Source organism: Limisalsivibrio acetivorans (assembly GCF_000421105.1).
In the GTDB taxonomy this organism is placed as follows: Bacteria; Chrysiogenota; Deferribacteres; order Deferribacterales; family Geovibrionaceae; genus Limisalsivibrio; species Limisalsivibrio acetivorans.
Genome location: NZ_ATWF01000001.1, coordinates 1,126,861 through 1,142,924, shown reverse-complemented (window position 1 = coordinate 1,142,924; position 16,064 = coordinate 1,126,861). Strand labels below are relative to the sequence as shown.

The window sequence follows — 16,064 nt, the reverse complement described above, 5'->3', positions numbered from 1 at the left end:
CGCTCTGTTGGGGGTGGGTTCTTATGCCGGCAGTCGCCGGCTGGCCCTTTGGCGCTCTCATCGTGCACAGCGCGAGGCGTTAGCGATGAAGCAGACGCTCATCGCTCTCGATCAGTTCATCAACACGCTCATCCCCGGCGGCTTCGCAGACGAAACAATCTCTGCCCGCTCCTGGCGTCTCCGCCGCCGCCCCGGCTGGGGCCTCCTCCGCCTTTTCATAGACGGTCTGTTCTTCTGGCAGGATGAGCACTGCAAAGCATCGTATCTTGGCGAGCGCATGCGTGCACACTTCCCGCCGGAGTACAGAGAACGGTTGCGGAGAGAACAGCGGCTTAATTAGCAAGATAGGTATCCATCAGGGAAGGCTAAACCGCTGCCGGCTTTATATGACTTGTGTCGACTGAGCGTTGCGCCTTCTGAAGATCATAAGACATCTGGAGGTTAAGCCATAGCTCAGGGCTTGTACTGAAATACTTTGCAAGCCTTACAGCCACTTCGGGGGTTATCCCTCTGCGCATGTTGCATATCTGGTTAACAGTGCGGAATGAAACGCCTATGGATTCTGCAAGTTTTTTCTGCGACAGCCCTTCTGTTTCATCTATATACAGCTCTTTCAAGATTTCGCCGGGGTGGCTTTTGGTTCTATTCACTTTTATACGCTCCATATCAGCCTCCTAATGATAGTCAATTATCCTTACATCCAGGGCGTTCTCGTCCTCAAAGCGGAATATAATCCGCCACTTTTTATTTATACTTATGCTCCAGAAACCCTGAAGCTCCCCCGACAGCTTATGAAGCCTTCGCCCTCCCAGGGCGCCAAGGTCTTCCACCACAGATGTCTCATCTAAAAGGTCAAGCAGGAGCAGTGCCTTTCGTATAATCTCCTGAGGAAACTTCTTGCTGTAACCGTCAACATAGAGCTTCCTTGTTTCTTTATCGGCAAAATTGACTATCATAAGTAAAACTATAACCATACAGGTTATATGTCAACAGGTATCCGGAGACAAAGAAGGCTCCCTTATAAGGAGCCTTCTATCTCTATACTTCAGCCTAAGAGGTCACTCTTAAACAGCAGGATGAGCCCGTCGTCTGTTGTCACCATTGGTTTTAGCCTGCCGAAGGAAACCTCCCTGAGGAGCTCCGCCATGCTCTTCCCTGTGGCCTCCGCCGCCTCTGCAAGGGTAAGAATCTCTTCGCCCTCCTTCCGTCCGTATGCGTCAGCGATGTCCGAGTATATTTTGTTAATTATTTTGTCTCTCAGGTGGGGAGATGTGCACTGGTCGATGAAGTAATGGAGCTTGCGCAGCCTTTCGGGGGACTGTCCGAGATACTTGCTGTAGTCGGGTTTCGGCGCATCGGGCAGAGGACCTCGCATCTCTTCGGAAATGGGGGCATCATCTCGTCTCAGGATGGGCTCCATGTATTCCCTCATGCCGGGATGGCAGCTCTCCAGAAAAGCATCCACAGCACTCTGCCCCCGCCTAATAACAAATTCATCTTTATTCTTCGATTCCAGCTTGTTCAGCACCAGATCGGCGGCAAACTTGCGGAACTCTTTCGCACGTTCAGACTTGATGAAAAAGCCGAGATAGATTACGCCGAGTTTTGTCCAGTAGGTGAACTTTCTTGAAGGTATCTTTCCTGCGTTTGATTTTGTTGCGCAAGATATAAAATGGATACCTTCAGTTAATTCATCTTTGTGGCGGATCTTTTGGTTTCGAATATTGCTAGGGGCTACCCCATAACCTTTAGCCACTTCTTTAGTTGGCATCAGGTACGTATGCTGCTGATCTTTGATAACGTTAAGGTCGATACTTCCGTATGATACGGTGATAGGGCTGGATTCTCTCATATTGAGCCTCCTACGTGATTTAATCCGGAGGCTCATCTGCTTGTCAGACAGAAAAAGCCCCGGTGTTGACAATGGCCTCACGTAGGAATAGCCACCCCGAACCTTACGGACACGGGACACCGGAGCATCTTTAACCCTGATTTTAATCAGGGGTAACTTGGCAAATGTCGTTTTGAGCTGCCGTAAGGAACGGAAACGGCATCCGCCTACGTGAAGGTTTTTGTCACCCTCAGTATATGCGGAAATAATTATTCATGTCAAGAATACTTCACGAGGCGGCTCAGCACCAGATCGGCGGCAAACTTCCGAAACTCCTTTACTCAAATACAGCAGTATTTCAATACTGACTTCTTTCAGGTATTTACATAAAGGAGTTAGATGCTTGTAAACTATATCTGGAGGGTCGCAAATGAACGCTGACAGCATCAATACAATAGTGCGTATATTCAATGACAATAACATCACAAGCAAGGGGAATATCACAATTAATATCTATGCTAACACATCAAGGTGTAGTAAAGCCCAGCGAATCATAGATGATATCAGGGCACACCTGGACAAAATCGGCCGCTCAGAACTCTGGCTTCGCGAGTTCTGGCAGAGAGAGTCAGGTGAGCTTTACCCTCCCCTTGAGGCATGCTCATACGACGAGCTATGTATACTCTACTCGTTCGCTACATCATTCCAGCGGCACGATATTTAAGTGTAATACGAGTGTAAATCATGTGTGCAAGTGTAATGTCATGTTCTTTAAATTACTAATGCCGAAGGGGGGAATCGAACCCCCACAGTATTGCTACTAACGGATTTTGAGTCCGTCGCGTCTACCAATTCCGCCACTTCGGCTCCAAGGAAAAGCATTCTATGTTCCTCTTATAACACTGTCAAGAAAAAGCAACTTATCTCTAATTATATATGCTTAGATAAAACGTATGCTATAATAACATACATATTAACTGTAAAACTTGAGAGCGCTAAATACCTATTCGAATGACAACAATGTTACATTTAGACTGTAAACCGGAAAGTTAGTCAATATATGCAGGAAATAATATTTATTCAATTACCACAAGAAATTAACATAAATTTTTATGGCACTCAAACCCCTGATATGCAAGGGATACAGAGCAGTGTAGCACGCTTGGTTAAAATTACCTTGAATAAGCTGTGCGAAGGGCTTAGAGTTATGTTAGAGTAAAAGTAGAGAAGTTACTCTTTTTTAAGAAAGCGCATTTATCGTGCTAAAAAAATACTAGACGAATATCTTTAGGAGGTTCCTTATGATGAGGACAAACAAAAAAGGCTTTACGCTCATTGAACTTCTTGTGGTTGTAGCGATCATTGGTATACTTGCCGCAATTGCTATCCCTCAGTTCTCCAAGTACCGTACAAGAGCTTATAACTCTGCAGCTAACTCCGACCTTAAAAACCTTCAGACTGCCTGGGAAGGTTTCTACACAGACTATGCTCAGTATCCTGATGCTCAGGCTGTAAACGACAAAGCTTACGATAACGCAGACTTTTCACCCTCAGCAAACGTGTTGTGGGGTAGCACTGCCGGCGCTAACAACCAGTCTTATGGTGCTGCTGCTAAGTCCACTCCCGGCGACATTCTTTATGATGTTACTTCAGATGACTCTATTATCGGCTCCACTGACGACACTAAGGGTGATAAACTTGTAGCCGGCGATATTCCCGCTGCTCCCTAATCGTAACTTTATCAACATGCTAAACAAACCGAGCCGGGCTTTATGCCCGGTTCTTTTTTTATACTTATTCAATTGATAATAATTATCATAAGGTAAGCCGCAATAACTGTGTTATTATTTATATAAGTATCCAAATATCGAACTTTAACTACTATCTATATACCAGACCGTCCGGTTACTCTGAACCTTATCTGAAGCATCTATCTGTGCGGGTGTGTATGTACCGTGTTATCAACAACTATCCGGCTTATAGCCTTCAGGAGGCAGAGTATGTTTGCTAAATCTAAAGGTTTTACACTTATTGAACTACTTGTTGTAGTTGCTATAATCGGCATTTTAGCAGCCGTTGCAATACCCCAGTATGCCAAGTTCAGGGCAAGAGCGTATAACACAACTGCAAAATCCGACCTCAGTAACTTCCGTACTGAAGTTGAATCCTTTTTTGGTGAGCATGACAGGTATCCCGATCCCTTCGCCCCTGCCGCAGGAACATTGACACTCACCGACGGTGTTAATTCTTCTGAGTTTGTGGCATCAAGCGGCACCTATATCGGTATGAAGACTGCGAACAGCAACCAGTCCTGCGGTGTTGGCGTTAAGAGTATGAGAGGGGATTATATATTCACCTATAAAACTCCCAGCCCTGCAATCACCGAAACAGCATCGCTGATAGGCTATGTTATTCAGAATATCGACGTTCCGGATCCGTCATAATTATGTAGATTAGAGTTTCACAGGCTTTTGCAAGTGTAGCTGATTGGTGTATAATATTCTCATGATAAGGATAGAATCGCTGAAGAAGCGCATTAAAAAGAAGACGGTTGTGGACGGTCTGGACCTTCATGTGGGGAAGGGCAAGGTTTTCGGCCTCCTTGGGCCGAACGGAGCGGGCAAGTCCACAACCATTAAAATGATCCTGGGATTTCTACGCCCGGATGAGGGTACACTTGAGGTTGGACAGGCTAAGATCGGCTATCTGCCCGAGAATCCTTATTATTACGACCATCTAACCATGCGGGAACTGCTCATGTTTTCCGCAGAAACCTTCAAGATACCCCGAAATGAATGCAGAGAGCGCGCCGAATCAATGGCAGAAAAGGTGGGGATGGCTGAGAATCTGGATAAGAAACTCCGCAGTTTCTCCAAGGGTATGGTGCAGAGGAGCGGTATCGCAGCAGCGCTGGTGCATTCCCCTGAGCTTGTTATCCTTGATGAACCGATGAGCGGGCTTGACCCGCTGGGGCGCAGGATGGTTGCCGGGCTTGTGGACGAGCTCCGCAGGGAGGGGCGGACCATACTGTTCTGTTCCCACATACTCAGCGATGTGGAAAGGCTTTGCGATGAGGTGGGTATAATGCACAAGGGTAAGGTGCGCAGACACCTCTCCAGTGAAGAGCTGGGTCTCGCCTCAAAGAATATAGAGATATATCTGGACAAGGGGACCGACCTAGGTTCCCTAAGTGATAAATATGAGATACGCCAGTATGATAAAAGCATCGGCCTCCTTGTTTCCTCCGATGAGCTTTCCCATGTGCTGGATACTCTTAACAGCGATGGTCTCAAGCCAGTTAATATCAAATCATCGGATACCGCTCTGGAGTCGATATTTGAGAAGACCGTAAAGGGGGAGCAGTAATGTGGGCAGTGGCCAGAATAACCTTCCTTGAGGGCCTAAGAAACCGTGTGCTTCATTCTATCTTCGTCTTCGCCCTTATTATAATGTTCATGAGTATTGTATTTACAAACTTCTTTATGCAGGATCTTGGCAAAGTGGCGGCGGATTTCAACCTCAGCGCAATCTCGCTGGCGGGCCTGCTCATATGTTTCTCCATATCGGTTAATCTTATCTCTAAGGATCTGGACAGACGTACTATCTATTTCGTCCTCGCTAGACCCCTCAAGCGTAGTCATTATATATACGGCAAGTTTATAGGCCTTATGTTTATCCTCGCCTGCGCCTATGCTCTTCTGTTTGTTATGACGCTGATACCGCTCATCGCGCTGAAGATGCAGAGTGCACAGTACTTCAGAAGCTTTTCATGGACAGCTTATTTTACGGCAGTATTGGCAGATTTTGTGAAGGCCGGGATGCTGAACGGTGTGATTATATTCTTCAGCTCCTTCGTAACGAACGCCTTCACTGCCCTGATATTTTCCATACTGGTCTATATAACAGGGCAGTCCATCGCCGAGGTGGTGCAGTATATCTCCATACCCTCCATTGCGGAGAAAACGGCTGGTACTGTGAGCGTTACGATGGATGTGGCTAAATATATTATGCCGAACTTCTCCGTATTTGACATTAAGGTGAGGGCGGCAAACGGGATTATGCCCCCAGCCGGAGAGCTTACCCTGATGTTCTCCTACGGCGCAGTCTACACCATTATCATGCTTATCATTGCCGGAATAATCTTCGATAGAAGGGAGTTTCCATGAGCATTATCCGCTATGGCCTTATCGTACTCCTCATACCCGTCCATATCTGGCTTACCCAGGCAAGCGTTGAACTCACGGGTGGAGACATTGAGCGGGGTGCCCATGGAATGAGCGGAAAGCTTATCAGCCTTTTATCCCTTGATTTCAGAGGACTGGCGGCGGATTCCAAGATGCTCGATGCCGTTTTCTATGTGGGGGGTAAGATCGGCCGGAAAGAGACGCTCACCGAAAGTGACTGGGACTACTACGGCCATCTTATTAATGCTTCACTGGAGATAGACCCTTACTTTTTCGATGTCTACTACTTCGCCTCCTCCATGCTCGCCTGGGAGGCAAAGAGATACGAAGAGGCGGTGGCTGTATTGGAGAAAGGCGCAGAGAAGCTCCCTTCAAACAAGCGTATCCTGTTCAATCTTGGATTCATACATTACTATTTCCTCGGTAACAACCTAGAAGCGGCTAAATATATAGGTGAAGCGGCAAAGCTTCCCGGAGCCCCTCCCCATTATGCAACCCTTGCCTCCCGCCTTGCGTATGACTCCGGTTCTCATCAGATGGCGATGGGTATGATTTCTGAGATGCTCGACAGAACATCGAACGAGTCCGTGCGAAGATACTACATGAAAAGGCTTACTGCTCTTGACAGAGCCGTTACACTTGAGAAGAAAGCACATATATATAGAGAGAGAAACGGTAGTTTCCCCGAAAGGCTTTTGGAGCTGAAAAAAGCTGGACTTATTGATGAAATACCCGCCGATCCCTACGGCGGTGAGTACTATATTAATGACAGGGGCAGAGTTTACAGCACAAGCAAATTTGTTGATTGACAAATCCATGATCCTTAGTTATTATTTCGCTCCCGATTGAGGGAAAAGCAAAGTCTACAGGTGACTTAGGGCACTTAAACAGTTCTTGACAAAAAGTGCTTGACAATTGATGGTCTCTTGTATACTATCGCTACTCGCTCAAGACGCTGGTGTAGCTCAATTGGTAGAGCAACTGACTTGTAATCAGTAGGTTGTGGGTTCAATTCCTATCACCAGCTTATAGCCGGGTCTTCGGGCCCGGCGTTATAAAGAACGGCTAAGAGGCCCTACTTCGCTGGTACATGTGTCGGCGGAAGCTGTTGTTGTTCTGGTTCTACAGTTAAAAATATTTAAGGGGAGATACCCAAGCGGCCAAAGGGGGCAGGCTGTAAACCTGTTGTCGTTAGACTTCGGAGGTTCGAATCCTCCTCTCCCCATATATAATGCTTCTTTTAACAAATGCGGGTGTAGCTCAGTTGGCTAGAGCATCAGCCTTCCAAGCTGAGGGTCGCGGGTTCGAATCCCGTTGCCCGCTTTTGAAAATTAACGAGGCGGCAAACCCATACCAGTTTGCCCCTTTTTTTGCGTTTTTGCCCACGTGGCTCAGGCGGTTAGAGCGCGTCCTTGGTAAGGACGAGGTCAGCGGTTCAAGTCCGCTCGTGGGCTTTTCATCACTCAGGAGGAATACCAGAATGGCCAAAGAGAAGTTTACCCGTTCAAAGCCCCACGTCAACGTGGGAACGATTGGTCACGTAGACCATGGTAAGACAACGCTTACAGCAGCAATAACAAACGTTCTTGCTCAGTCCGGCGGTGCGTCATTTGTTGATTACGGCAACATTGACAAGGCCCCTGAGGAGCGTGAGCGTGGAATTACAATCGCCACCGCACACGTAGAGTACGAGAGTGCAAACCGTCACTATGCACACGTAGACTGCCCCGGACACGCAGACTATGTAAAGAACATGATCACCGGTGCAGCACAGATGGATGGAGCAATCCTTGTTGTAAGCTCCGCAGACGGTCCCATGCCCCAGACCCGTGAGCACATCCTGCTCGCTCGTCAGGTAGGCGTGCCCTGCATCATCGTATTCATGAATAAGGTAGATATGGTGGATGACGAAGAGCTTCTCGAGCTTGTAGAGCTTGAGGTAAGAGACCTTCTTTCCGCCTATGAATTCCCCGGCGACGATCTTCCCGTAGTAAAGGGAAGCGCCCTTAAAGCTCTTGAGAACCCCACCGACGACCAGTGGGCAGGAGCAATCCACGAACTCGTACAGGCAATGGACGACTACATTCCCGAGCCCGAGCGTGATATCGACAAAGAGTTTATCATGCCTATCGAGGACGTGTTCAGTATATCCGGTAGGGGAACAGTAGTGACCGGCCGTATTGAGCAGGGTAAGATCAAAGTTGGTGAGGAAATAGAGATAGTTGGAATCCGCGACACAATCAAGACAACGGTAACAGGCGTAGAGATGTTCCGTAAGATCCTTGATGAAGGCGAGGCGGGTGACAACGTAGGAGTACTTCTCCGTGGAATCAAGAAGGACGACGTAGAGCGTGGTCAGGTACTTTGCCGCCCCGGCACAATCAAGCCTCACAACAAGTACAAGTGCGAGGCTTACATCCTGACTAAAGAGGAAGGCGGACGCCACACACCTTTCTTCAGCGGTTACCGTCCTCAGTTCTACTTCCGTACGACGGACGTTACAGGCGTAATCACTCTTCCCGAGGGAACCGAGATGGTAATGCCCGGTGACAACATCAGCGGTGAAGTAGAGCTTATCACTCCTGTTGCCATGGAGCCCGGTCTTCGTTTCGCTATTCGTGAAGGCGGACGTACAGTCGGTGCAGGCGTGGTTACAGAGATAGTTGAGTAAGGAATATAAAATGAGAGATAAGATAATACTTGCTTGTACCGAGTGCAAAAGACGTAACTACAGCACGACCAAGAACAAGAAGACCATGACTGGTAAGCTTGAGCTTAAGAAGTACTGCAAGTGGGACAGAAAACATACTCTTCACAAAGAGACTAAATAATATATTAAGAATCGCAGGCCAATAGCTCAACTGGCAGAGCATCGGTCTCCAAAACCGAAGGTTGGGGGTTCGATTCCCTCTTGGCCTGCCATTTTTTTATACTCAGGACGTGTTTTAATGGGAAATCTTTCCAACTTCCTTGGTGAAGTAAGAGAGGAACTGAACAAAGTTGTATGGCCCAGCAAGGACTCCACCGTAGGAACAACAATAGTTGTTATCATTATCTGCCTGCTGTGCGCTCTTTATCTAGGAGTCGTTGATTTCGGCCTCTCCAAGCTCACTCAGTTCATATACTAGGATAGGCGATTTATATGGCGAAAAAGTGGTATGTTGTGCATACCTATTCAGGTTTTGAAAAACGGGTAAAGACCCTCCTTGAGGAGAAGGTCCGCAACTCTAATCTTCAAGATCAGATAGACGATGTTCTTATCCCCACAGAGGATGTGGTAGAGCTTAAAAAGGGTAAGAAGAAAGTCAGCAAGAAGAAAACTTTCCCCGGTTATATCCTTGTACACATGGAGATGAGCACCGAGAACTGGCACGTCGTAAAGAATATCCCCAAGGTCACCGGTTTTGTCGGAGGTATCAACCCTGTACCGATCCCTGAGGATGATGTTAAGGCGATGATCGATCTTGCCAGGTCACAGGCGCCCAGAATCGTTGCTAAGTATGTTAAGGATGACAGGGTTGAAGTTATAGACGGACCCTTCAACGGCTTCACTGGAACCGTTGATGAAGTGAACCCGGAAAAAGAGAAGGTCAGGGTTGTTGTCAGCATCTTCGGCAGACAGACACCCGTTGAACTGGATTACCTTCAAGTTAAAAGAATCGGATAACCGGAGGTTATAGATGGCCAAGAAAGTATCAGGGCAGCTTAAACTGCAGATCCCTGCCGGTAAAGCAAATCCCTCCCCTCCTGTTGGTCCCGCGCTCGGTCAGAGAGGAATCAACATCATGGAATTCTGCAAGGCTTTCAATGCAGCTACGCAGAACGTGGGAGACTTCAAGGTTCCCGTAATCATCACCGTTTACGAGGACAGAAGCTTTACCTTTATCACAAAGACTCCCCCCGTGTCAGAGCTTATTATGAAAGAGATCAAGCTCAGCAAAGGGAGCAGCAGCCCCAAGGCTGAAAAGGTGGGCAAACTCAACAGAGAGCAGATCGAAAGGATCGCCGAGGTTAAGATGCCCGACCTTAATACAAAGGAAATGGAGCAGGCTATCAAGATTGTAGCAGGTTCCGCCAGAAGTATGGGAGTTCAGGTTGAGCTCTAAGCTCAATCTTTGAGCACTGTAAATTTATGTCATTGCAAAAAATGTTGGTCAGCCCATAAGGCTCTCCAACATTTTTTAGTCTGAAAGACAGGAGACGTCAAATGGCTAAAAAAGGGAAGCTGTACCAGGCAGCTCTCGAGAAAATCGACAGAACCAAGCTTTACGACCTGGAAGAGGCCGTAGGTCTCGTTAAAGAAACAGCATTCGCCAAGTTCGATGAAACTGTGGATATAGCTGTTAAGCTTGGTGTCAACCCGAAACACGCAGACCAAATGGTCCGTGGTTCGGTGAGCCTCCCCAACGGAACCGGTAAGGATGTCCGTGTACTTGCCTTCGCTAAGGGGGAAAAAGCGAAGGAAGCTGAGGAGGCTGGTGCAGACTTTGTTGGAGAAGACGATATGGTCGAGAAGGTGCAGGGTGGCTGGTTCGACTTCGACAAGGTAGTAGCGACTCCCGATATGATGGGAAGCGTTGGTAAACTCGGCCGTGTACTCGGCCCCAGGGGTCTCATGCCCAACCCCAAAGTGGGCAGCGTAACAAACGATATCGGCAAGGTTGTCGGCGAACTCAAAGCGGGACGTATTGAGTTCAGAGTAGACAAGAATGGAATAATCCATACCGTTGTCGGAAAGAAGAGCTTCGATGCAGACAAGCTTACACAGAACATCAGAGCACTTCTTGATACCCTTATGAAGCTTAAGCCTTCCTCAGCGAAGGGTCAGTATGTTAAGGGAATCTATGTGTCCACAACGATGAGTCCCGGCGTTAAAGTGGATCACCAGAAGCTGGTAAACGAACTTTAAAGTACGAAAGCAATCTGGTTAAAGAAGCAGGTGCTCCGTTTCGATTCTTCGACTCGGGCGTAAATCCTGCGGAGATCGGTTGATACATATACCTCAACCGGAAAAATGGAGGGCAGCGTGACAAGAGAAGAAAAAGAAGCTTATGTCAGTGGTCTCACAGAAGAGATTAAGGAGTCCGATGCGCTGTTCTTGGCTAACTATAAAGGACTGACCTTCCCGCAGCTTACGGCTATCCGCTCTGCGGTGAAGGAGAAGGGCAGCGATTTTAAAGTCGTCAAGAACACGCTTGTTAAAATCGCCCTGCACAACAATGAAATATCCGAGCTTGATGAATTTCTCAAGCAGCCTACGGCCTGCACCATCGTAAGCGGCGACCCCGCAGCTGTAGCCAAAGATATGAAGAATTTCGCCAAGGATTTCGAAAAGCTCGAGATCAAGGCTGGCTTCCTCGACGGCTACATGCTTTCAGCGGGAGACGTTGAAAAACTGGCGGATCTTCCCTCTAGGGATGAACTCCTCGCCAAGGCTCTCGCATCGATGAATGCACCCGTATCGAACTTTGTATCACTTCTGGGCAACATCCCCCGCAGCCTGCTGAATGTGCTTACAGCAATTAAGGATCAAAAAGAAGCTTAATGGAGGACGAAATGTCTGTTACTAAAGAGCAAGTTGTAGAATTTATCGAAAACATGACCGTTATCGAGCTTGCAGATTTCGTTAAAGAGCTCGAAGACAAATTCGGCGTATCAGCAGCGGCTCCCGTTGCAATGATGCCCGGTGCGGCTGCTGGCGGCGAAGCTGCTGCGGCTGAAGAGCAGACTGAATTTGACGTAGTGCTTACTGGCGCTGGCGATAAGAAGGTTCAGGTTATTAAAGTAGTTAGAGAAATCACTGGTCTTGGTCTCAAAGAAGCGAAGGCTCTCGTTGACGGCGCTCCCAGCCCCGTTAAAGAAGGCATCCCCAAGGAAGAGGCTGAAGAACTTAAGACCAAGCTTGAAGAGTCCGGTGCTTCTGTAGAAGTTAAGTAAGTACCTCTCATAATAGCAAAAATTGTTAGAATTACACAGGGGGAGTTTCTATGCTCCCCCTGCCTTCATATATAATTGGATATATATCCGCGCAGGTGATAAATATGGATTCAACCAGGAAACCCGTTGAAAGAGTAAGCTTCTCAAAGATTCCCAAAGTAATCGATATGCCCGACCTCATTGAGGTACAGAAGAGCTCATACGTTGAGTTCCTCCAAGAGGGAATATCCGAAGAGGACCGCACGGTCAAGGGTCTTGAGGAAGTATTCAGGGAAATATTCCCTATAACTGATTTCAACGAAACTTCAGTGCTCGAGTATCTCAGCTATACCCTCGAGAAGCCTAAGTACACCCCGAGGGAGGCAATCGACCGAAGCACGACCTTTGCTGCTCCGTTAAAAGTAAAAGTTCGACTTGTAAACTATGACGTTAACGAAGAAACAGGTGAAAAACTGGTCGTTTCCGCCAAAGAATCCGAGGTATACCTCTGCGACGTTCCATTGATGACCGACAGAGGAACTTTCGTAATCAACGGTGTTGAAAGGGTTATCGTAAACCAGCTCCACCGTTCACCCGGAATCTTCTTCGAAGACATTACTGCGTCGAAAAGTGTTGTCGAAAAGCACCTTTTCAGTGCAAGAATCATACCCTACAGGGGTTCATGGATAGATTTTGACTTCGATGCGAAGAACATCATGTATGTCCGCATCGACAAGAAACGTAAGATACCGGTAACCGTTCTACTCAAAGCCCTCGGTATGAGCGAGAAGCAGATCCTTGAGACCTACTACGATATGGTACATATAGTAGTGGCCCAGGACGGTTCCATGACTAAGGAATTCAACCAGGAGAGGCTGATTGGTCAGCGTAACTCTCTGGATATTAAAGACGAAAACGGCGAAATCGTTGTTAAGGCAAATCATAAGATAACGAAGGCCGCAAGAAAACGTCTTATAAAAGCAGGCATCTCCCGTATCCCCGTACAGTTCGAGGATATCCAGCACACCTTCTTCTCCGATGATCTTGTTGATTCGGACGGCGAGGTTGTTATCGAATCAAACTCTCCTGTTACAGAGGAAGCGCTTGAGAAGCTTGCGGAAAGCGGAATCAATGAGTTCAGACTGCTTTTCATTGATAAAGCTACAGCGGACAGTGTAATCCGCGACATCCTCGCCACTGACAAGGTTAAGAGCGAAGAGGATGCTCTCATTGAGATATATAGAAAGCTCAGACCCGGAGAACCCGCCACTGAGGATACCTCCAGAGCACTCTTCGATAACCTCTTCTTCAACCCTAAAAGATACGACCTTTCAAGGGTTGGTCGACTTAAGATCAACAAGAGGCTCGGCCTTGATACAGACCTCGACCATACAACGCTCAGCAAGGATGATATCGTGGAAACGGTACGAGTCCTTGAGAATATCCGTAAGGGCACAGACAACGTTGATGATATCGACCACCTCGGCCACAGACGTGTTAGGGCAGCGGGCGAGCAGCTTCAGAACCACATCCGCATCGGACTCTCCAGAATGGAGAAGACGGTTAAGGAGCGTATGAGTATCCAGGATATCGAGGATCTTACTCCCCAGGACCTTCTCAATGCGAAGCCCCTTTCAGCCTCCATTAAGGAGTTCTTCGGAAGCTACCAGCTCTCGCAGTTCATGGACCAGACGAATCCGCTGAGTGAGATTACCCATAAGAGAAGGCTTTCAGCCCTCGGACCCGGCGGTCTGAACCGTGATAGAGCGGGCTTCGAGGTACGAGACGTTCATACATCTCACTACGGACGTATCTGTCCCATTGAGACACCTGAAGGACCGAACATCGGTCTTATTACGTCCCTTACAACCTTCGCCAAGATCAACGAGTTCGGTTTCATCGAAACCCCTTACAGGAAGGTTGAGGACGGCCACGTAACCGAAGAGGTTGTGTACATGTCCGCCATCGAGGAAGAGGATTACACCATTGCTCAGGCGAACGCCCCCCTTGATGAAAACCGTAACTTCATTCGTGAGTACGTAGCGGCGAGACATAAGGGTGAATCACTCCAGACGCCCAAGGAAAATATCGACTATATGGACGTTTCTCCTAAGCAGATTGTATCCGTATCTTCGGCTCTTATCCCCTTCCTTGAGCACGATGATGCGAACCGGGCACTTATGGGTTCAAACATGCAGCGTCAGGGTGTTCCGCTCATCCGCACAGACTCCCCAATAGTGGGAACGGGCCTTGAGCGCAAGGTTGCTGTGGATTCCGGTGCGGTTGTTATTGCAGACCACGAAGGTGTTGTGGACTATATTGATGCTGTTAAGATTGTTGTTCGATACGAGGACGGCAGGGACTTCGGTGTTGATGTCTACGACCTCGTAAAATACAGAAGATCCAACCAGGACACATGTATCAACTTCAAGCCCATCGTGGACAAGGGTGAGCATGTGAAGAAGGGAGCCATACTTGCAGGCGGGCCCGCCACTCAGGGTGGTGAGCTTGCCCTCGGCAAGAACGTGGTCCTCGCCTTCATGCCCTGGATGGGATACAACTATGAGGACTCCATCCTCATATCTGAGAAGCTTGTTAAGGAGGATGCATACACCTCCATTCATATTGAGGTATTCGAAGTTGAGGCGAGAGACACCAAGCTCGGACCCGAAGAGATTACCTCGGATATACCCAACGTAAGTGATGAAGCACTCAAGGATCTTGATGAGAGCGGAATCATCCGTGTGGGTGCAAAGGTACGCCCCGGCGACATCCTCGTGGGTAAGGTTACGCCCAAGGGTGAAACACAGGCCACGCCAGAGGAGAAGCTCCTCCGTGCCATCTTCGGTGAGAAGGCCGGCGATGTTAAGGACGCTTCCCTCAGAGTTCCCCCGAGCATAACTGGAACCATCGTTGATGTTCAGGTTATGACCAGAAGGGGCATCGAGAAGGATGGCCGTACCGAAGAGATCGAAAACCACGAGCATGAGGATCTGAACAAAGAGTACGAAAGGATGCTCAACTCCCTTGAGAAGGCTAGAAAGTCGAGGATTATACACCTTCTGGCCGGCCGCAAGGTCACCGAGGACTACACCTCCGGCGACTGCTCCATCAAGGAGGGCACAGTTCTTGAGGAGGATTTCCTCACAGAGCTCGACTACTCCGACTTTATGAACCTCCCTGTGGAGGACAAGCGTTCCTTTGAGGAAGAGCTTGTTACTATTAATAACGTATATTTCGAAAAGGTCAGGGACACCGAGGATCTGTACAAGGACAAGAAGAAGAAGGTGGAGAAGGGTGATGAGCTCCCCGCCGGCGTTCTTAAGTCCGTAAAGGTGTATGTTGCTATTAAGCGTAAGCTCAGTGTTGGTGACAAGATGGCGGGACGCCACGGTAACAAGGGTGTTGTTTCTCGAGTACTACCCGAAGAGGATATGCCCTATCTTCCCGATGGCACACCCGTTGAGATAGTGCTCAACCCCCTCTCGGTTCCCTCGCGAATGAACATCGGACAGGTTCTTGAAACCCACCTCGGCTGGGCTGCGAGGGCTCTCGGCTTCAAGGTTGCCACCGAGGTATTCGATAGCGCAAGGGAGGAGGACATCAAGGAGATGCTCGCCCGTGCCGGATTCCAGGAGGACGGACAGACCATCCTCTACGATGGAAGAACCGGAGAGCGTTTCGACCAGGAAGTTACGGTGGGAATCATGTACGTGCTTAAGCTCCACCACCTCGTTGATACGAAGATCCACGCACGTTCCACCGGACCATACTCACTCGTAACCCAGCAGCCCCTCGGCGGTAAGGCCCAGTTCGGAGGCCAGCGTCTCGGAGAGATGGAGGTTTGGGCGCTTGAGGCATACGGCGCAGCCAACATACTCCAGGAGATGCTCACCGTTAAATCCGATGACGTCGAAGGAAGAACAACGGTGTACGAGGCAATAGTTAACGGCAACTTCAGCTTCTCACCCAGCATGCCCGAATCGTTCAACGTTCTTATCAAAGAGCTTCAGGGTCTTGCCCTTGATATAGAGCTCAAGACAGGAAAGGACATTGAGGAAGAAGAGGCAGCGGCTAGTGAGGAAGATGACATTGATATCGATGTAGACGCTTCTGGCAGGGAGGACGTATAG

General features: G+C 48.4%; 19 protein-coding genes and 6 tRNA genes. 20 read left to right on the top strand and 5 right to left on the bottom strand.

Annotated elements, in window-relative coordinates; translation table 11 throughout:
• Positions 1-79: 79 nt before the first annotated feature.
• The 4 genes from K300_RS16690 to K300_RS16880 all read right to left on the bottom strand — a co-directional run bounded on the left by K300_RS16690 (position 80) and on the right by K300_RS16880 (position 1,852).
• Positions 80-289, bottom strand: a complete 210-nt coding sequence (locus K300_RS16690) for a hypothetical protein (RefSeq protein WP_155827562.1) — start codon at positions 287-289, stop codon at positions 80-82.
• 76 nt (positions 290-365) lie between these two features.
• Positions 366-665 carry a HigA family addiction module antitoxin gene (locus K300_RS0105380; RefSeq protein ID WP_022850641.1) on the bottom strand — a complete coding sequence of 100 codons (300 nt, stop codon included), beginning with the start codon at positions 663-665 and terminating at the stop codon, positions 366-368.
• A 9-nt stretch (positions 666-674) separates the two neighbouring features.
• The gene (locus K300_RS0105375; RefSeq protein ID WP_022850640.1) at positions 675-974 is read right to left on the bottom strand and encodes a type II toxin-antitoxin system RelE/ParE family toxin; all 300 of its coding nucleotides are present in this window, start codon (positions 972-974) and stop codon (positions 675-677) included.
• Positions 975-1,045: 71 nt separating this feature from the next.
• Complete coding sequence (locus K300_RS16880) at positions 1,046-1,852, bottom strand: hypothetical protein (RefSeq protein WP_022850639.1); 807 nt, start codon at positions 1,850-1,852, stop codon at positions 1,046-1,048.
• Between the two features lie 409 nt (positions 1,853-2,261).
• On the opposite strand from K300_RS16880, the gene K300_RS0105365 reads away from it, so the two are divergent.
• Entirely contained in the window at positions 2,262-2,555 is a 294-nt protein-coding gene (locus K300_RS0105365) for a hypothetical protein (protein WP_022850638.1), read from the top strand.
• A 59-nt stretch (positions 2,556-2,614) separates the two neighbouring features.
• Here the strand turns inward: K300_RS0105365 and K300_RS0105360 are convergent.
• Positions 2,615-2,698, bottom strand: a tRNA-Leu gene (locus K300_RS0105360).
• A 434-nt stretch (positions 2,699-3,132) separates the two neighbouring features.
• On the opposite strand from K300_RS0105360, the gene K300_RS17055 reads away from it, so the two are divergent.
• From K300_RS17055 to rpoB, 19 genes are all read left to right on the top strand, one after another.
• Entirely contained in the window at positions 3,133-3,561 is a 429-nt protein-coding gene (locus K300_RS17055) for a type IV pilin protein (protein ID WP_022850637.1), read from the top strand.
• Between the two features lie 270 nt (positions 3,562-3,831).
• A complete protein-coding gene (locus K300_RS17050) occupies positions 3,832-4,275 on the top strand; it encodes a type IV pilin protein (protein WP_022850636.1) in 444 nt (147 codons plus the stop codon).
• 61 nt (positions 4,276-4,336) lie between these two features.
• Positions 4,337-5,197 carry an ABC transporter ATP-binding protein gene (locus K300_RS14625; RefSeq protein ID WP_022850635.1) on the top strand — a complete coding sequence of 287 codons (861 nt, stop codon included), beginning with the start codon at positions 4,337-4,339 and terminating at the stop codon, positions 5,195-5,197.
• Positions 5,197-5,997: an ABC transporter permease gene (locus tag K300_RS0105340; RefSeq protein WP_022850634.1), complete on the top strand. Its 801-nt coding sequence runs from the start codon at positions 5,197-5,199 to the stop codon at positions 5,995-5,997. Before K300_RS14625 ends, K300_RS0105340 begins: the two co-directional genes overlap by 1 nt.
• Positions 5,994-6,824 carry a tetratricopeptide repeat protein gene (locus K300_RS0105335; protein WP_022850633.1) on the top strand — a complete coding sequence of 277 codons (831 nt, stop codon included), beginning with the start codon at positions 5,994-5,996 and terminating at the stop codon, positions 6,822-6,824. The genes K300_RS0105340 and K300_RS0105335 overlap by 4 nt, the downstream gene beginning before the upstream one ends.
• Positions 6,825-6,969: 145 nt before the next feature.
• Positions 6,970-7,042, top strand: a tRNA-Thr gene (locus K300_RS0105330).
• Positions 7,043-7,157: 115 nt separating this feature from the next.
• Positions 7,158-7,240 (top strand) — tRNA-Tyr (locus tag K300_RS0105325).
• Positions 7,241-7,264: 24 nt separating this feature from the next.
• Positions 7,265-7,338 (top strand) — tRNA-Gly (locus tag K300_RS0105320).
• A 57-nt stretch (positions 7,339-7,395) separates the two neighbouring features.
• Positions 7,396-7,469 (top strand) — tRNA-Thr (locus tag K300_RS0105315).
• Positions 7,470-7,495: 26 nt separating this feature from the next.
• Positions 7,496-8,686, top strand: coding sequence for an elongation factor Tu (gene tuf, locus K300_RS0105310; RefSeq protein ID WP_022850620.1), 1,191 nt, complete (start codon positions 7,496-7,498; stop codon positions 8,684-8,686).
• Positions 8,687-8,696: 10 nt separating this feature from the next.
• Positions 8,697-8,846 carry a 50S ribosomal protein L33 gene (gene rpmG, locus K300_RS0105305; RefSeq protein WP_026836312.1) on the top strand — a complete coding sequence of 50 codons (150 nt, stop codon included), beginning with the start codon at positions 8,697-8,699 and terminating at the stop codon, positions 8,844-8,846.
• A gap of 15 nt (positions 8,847-8,861) precedes the next feature.
• Positions 8,862-8,937: transfer RNA gene (locus K300_RS0105300), tRNA-Trp, on the top strand.
• Between the two features lie 26 nt (positions 8,938-8,963).
• Positions 8,964-9,143 carry a preprotein translocase subunit SecE gene (secE, locus tag K300_RS0105295; protein WP_022850631.1) on the top strand — a complete coding sequence of 60 codons (180 nt, stop codon included), beginning with the start codon at positions 8,964-8,966 and terminating at the stop codon, positions 9,141-9,143.
• A gap of 14 nt (positions 9,144-9,157) precedes the next feature.
• A complete protein-coding gene (gene nusG, locus K300_RS0105290) occupies positions 9,158-9,682 on the top strand; it encodes a transcription termination/antitermination protein NusG (protein WP_022850630.1) in 525 nt (174 codons plus the stop codon).
• A 13-nt stretch (positions 9,683-9,695) separates the two neighbouring features.
• Complete coding sequence (gene rplK, locus K300_RS0105285) at positions 9,696-10,121, top strand: 50S ribosomal protein L11 (RefSeq protein WP_022850629.1); 426 nt, start codon at positions 9,696-9,698, stop codon at positions 10,119-10,121.
• Positions 10,122-10,222: 101 nt separating this feature from the next.
• A complete protein-coding gene (gene rplA, locus K300_RS0105280; protein ID WP_022850628.1) occupies positions 10,223-10,924 on the top strand; it encodes a 50S ribosomal protein L1 in 702 nt (233 codons plus the stop codon).
• Positions 10,925-11,041: 117 nt separating this feature from the next.
• Positions 11,042-11,560 carry a 50S ribosomal protein L10 gene (gene rplJ / locus K300_RS0105275; RefSeq protein ID WP_026836311.1) on the top strand — a complete coding sequence of 173 codons (519 nt, stop codon included), beginning with the start codon at positions 11,042-11,044 and terminating at the stop codon, positions 11,558-11,560.
• An 11-nt stretch (positions 11,561-11,571) separates the two neighbouring features.
• Positions 11,572-11,952 (top strand): 50S ribosomal protein L7/L12, encoded by a 381-nt coding sequence (gene rplL / locus K300_RS0105270; RefSeq protein ID WP_022850626.1) that lies wholly within the window; start codon positions 11,572-11,574, stop codon positions 11,950-11,952.
• 104 nt (positions 11,953-12,056) lie between these two features.
• Positions 12,057-16,064 carry a DNA-directed RNA polymerase subunit beta gene (gene rpoB / locus K300_RS14620; RefSeq protein ID WP_051135315.1) on the top strand — a complete coding sequence of 1,336 codons (4,008 nt, stop codon included), beginning with the start codon at positions 12,057-12,059 and terminating at the stop codon, positions 16,062-16,064.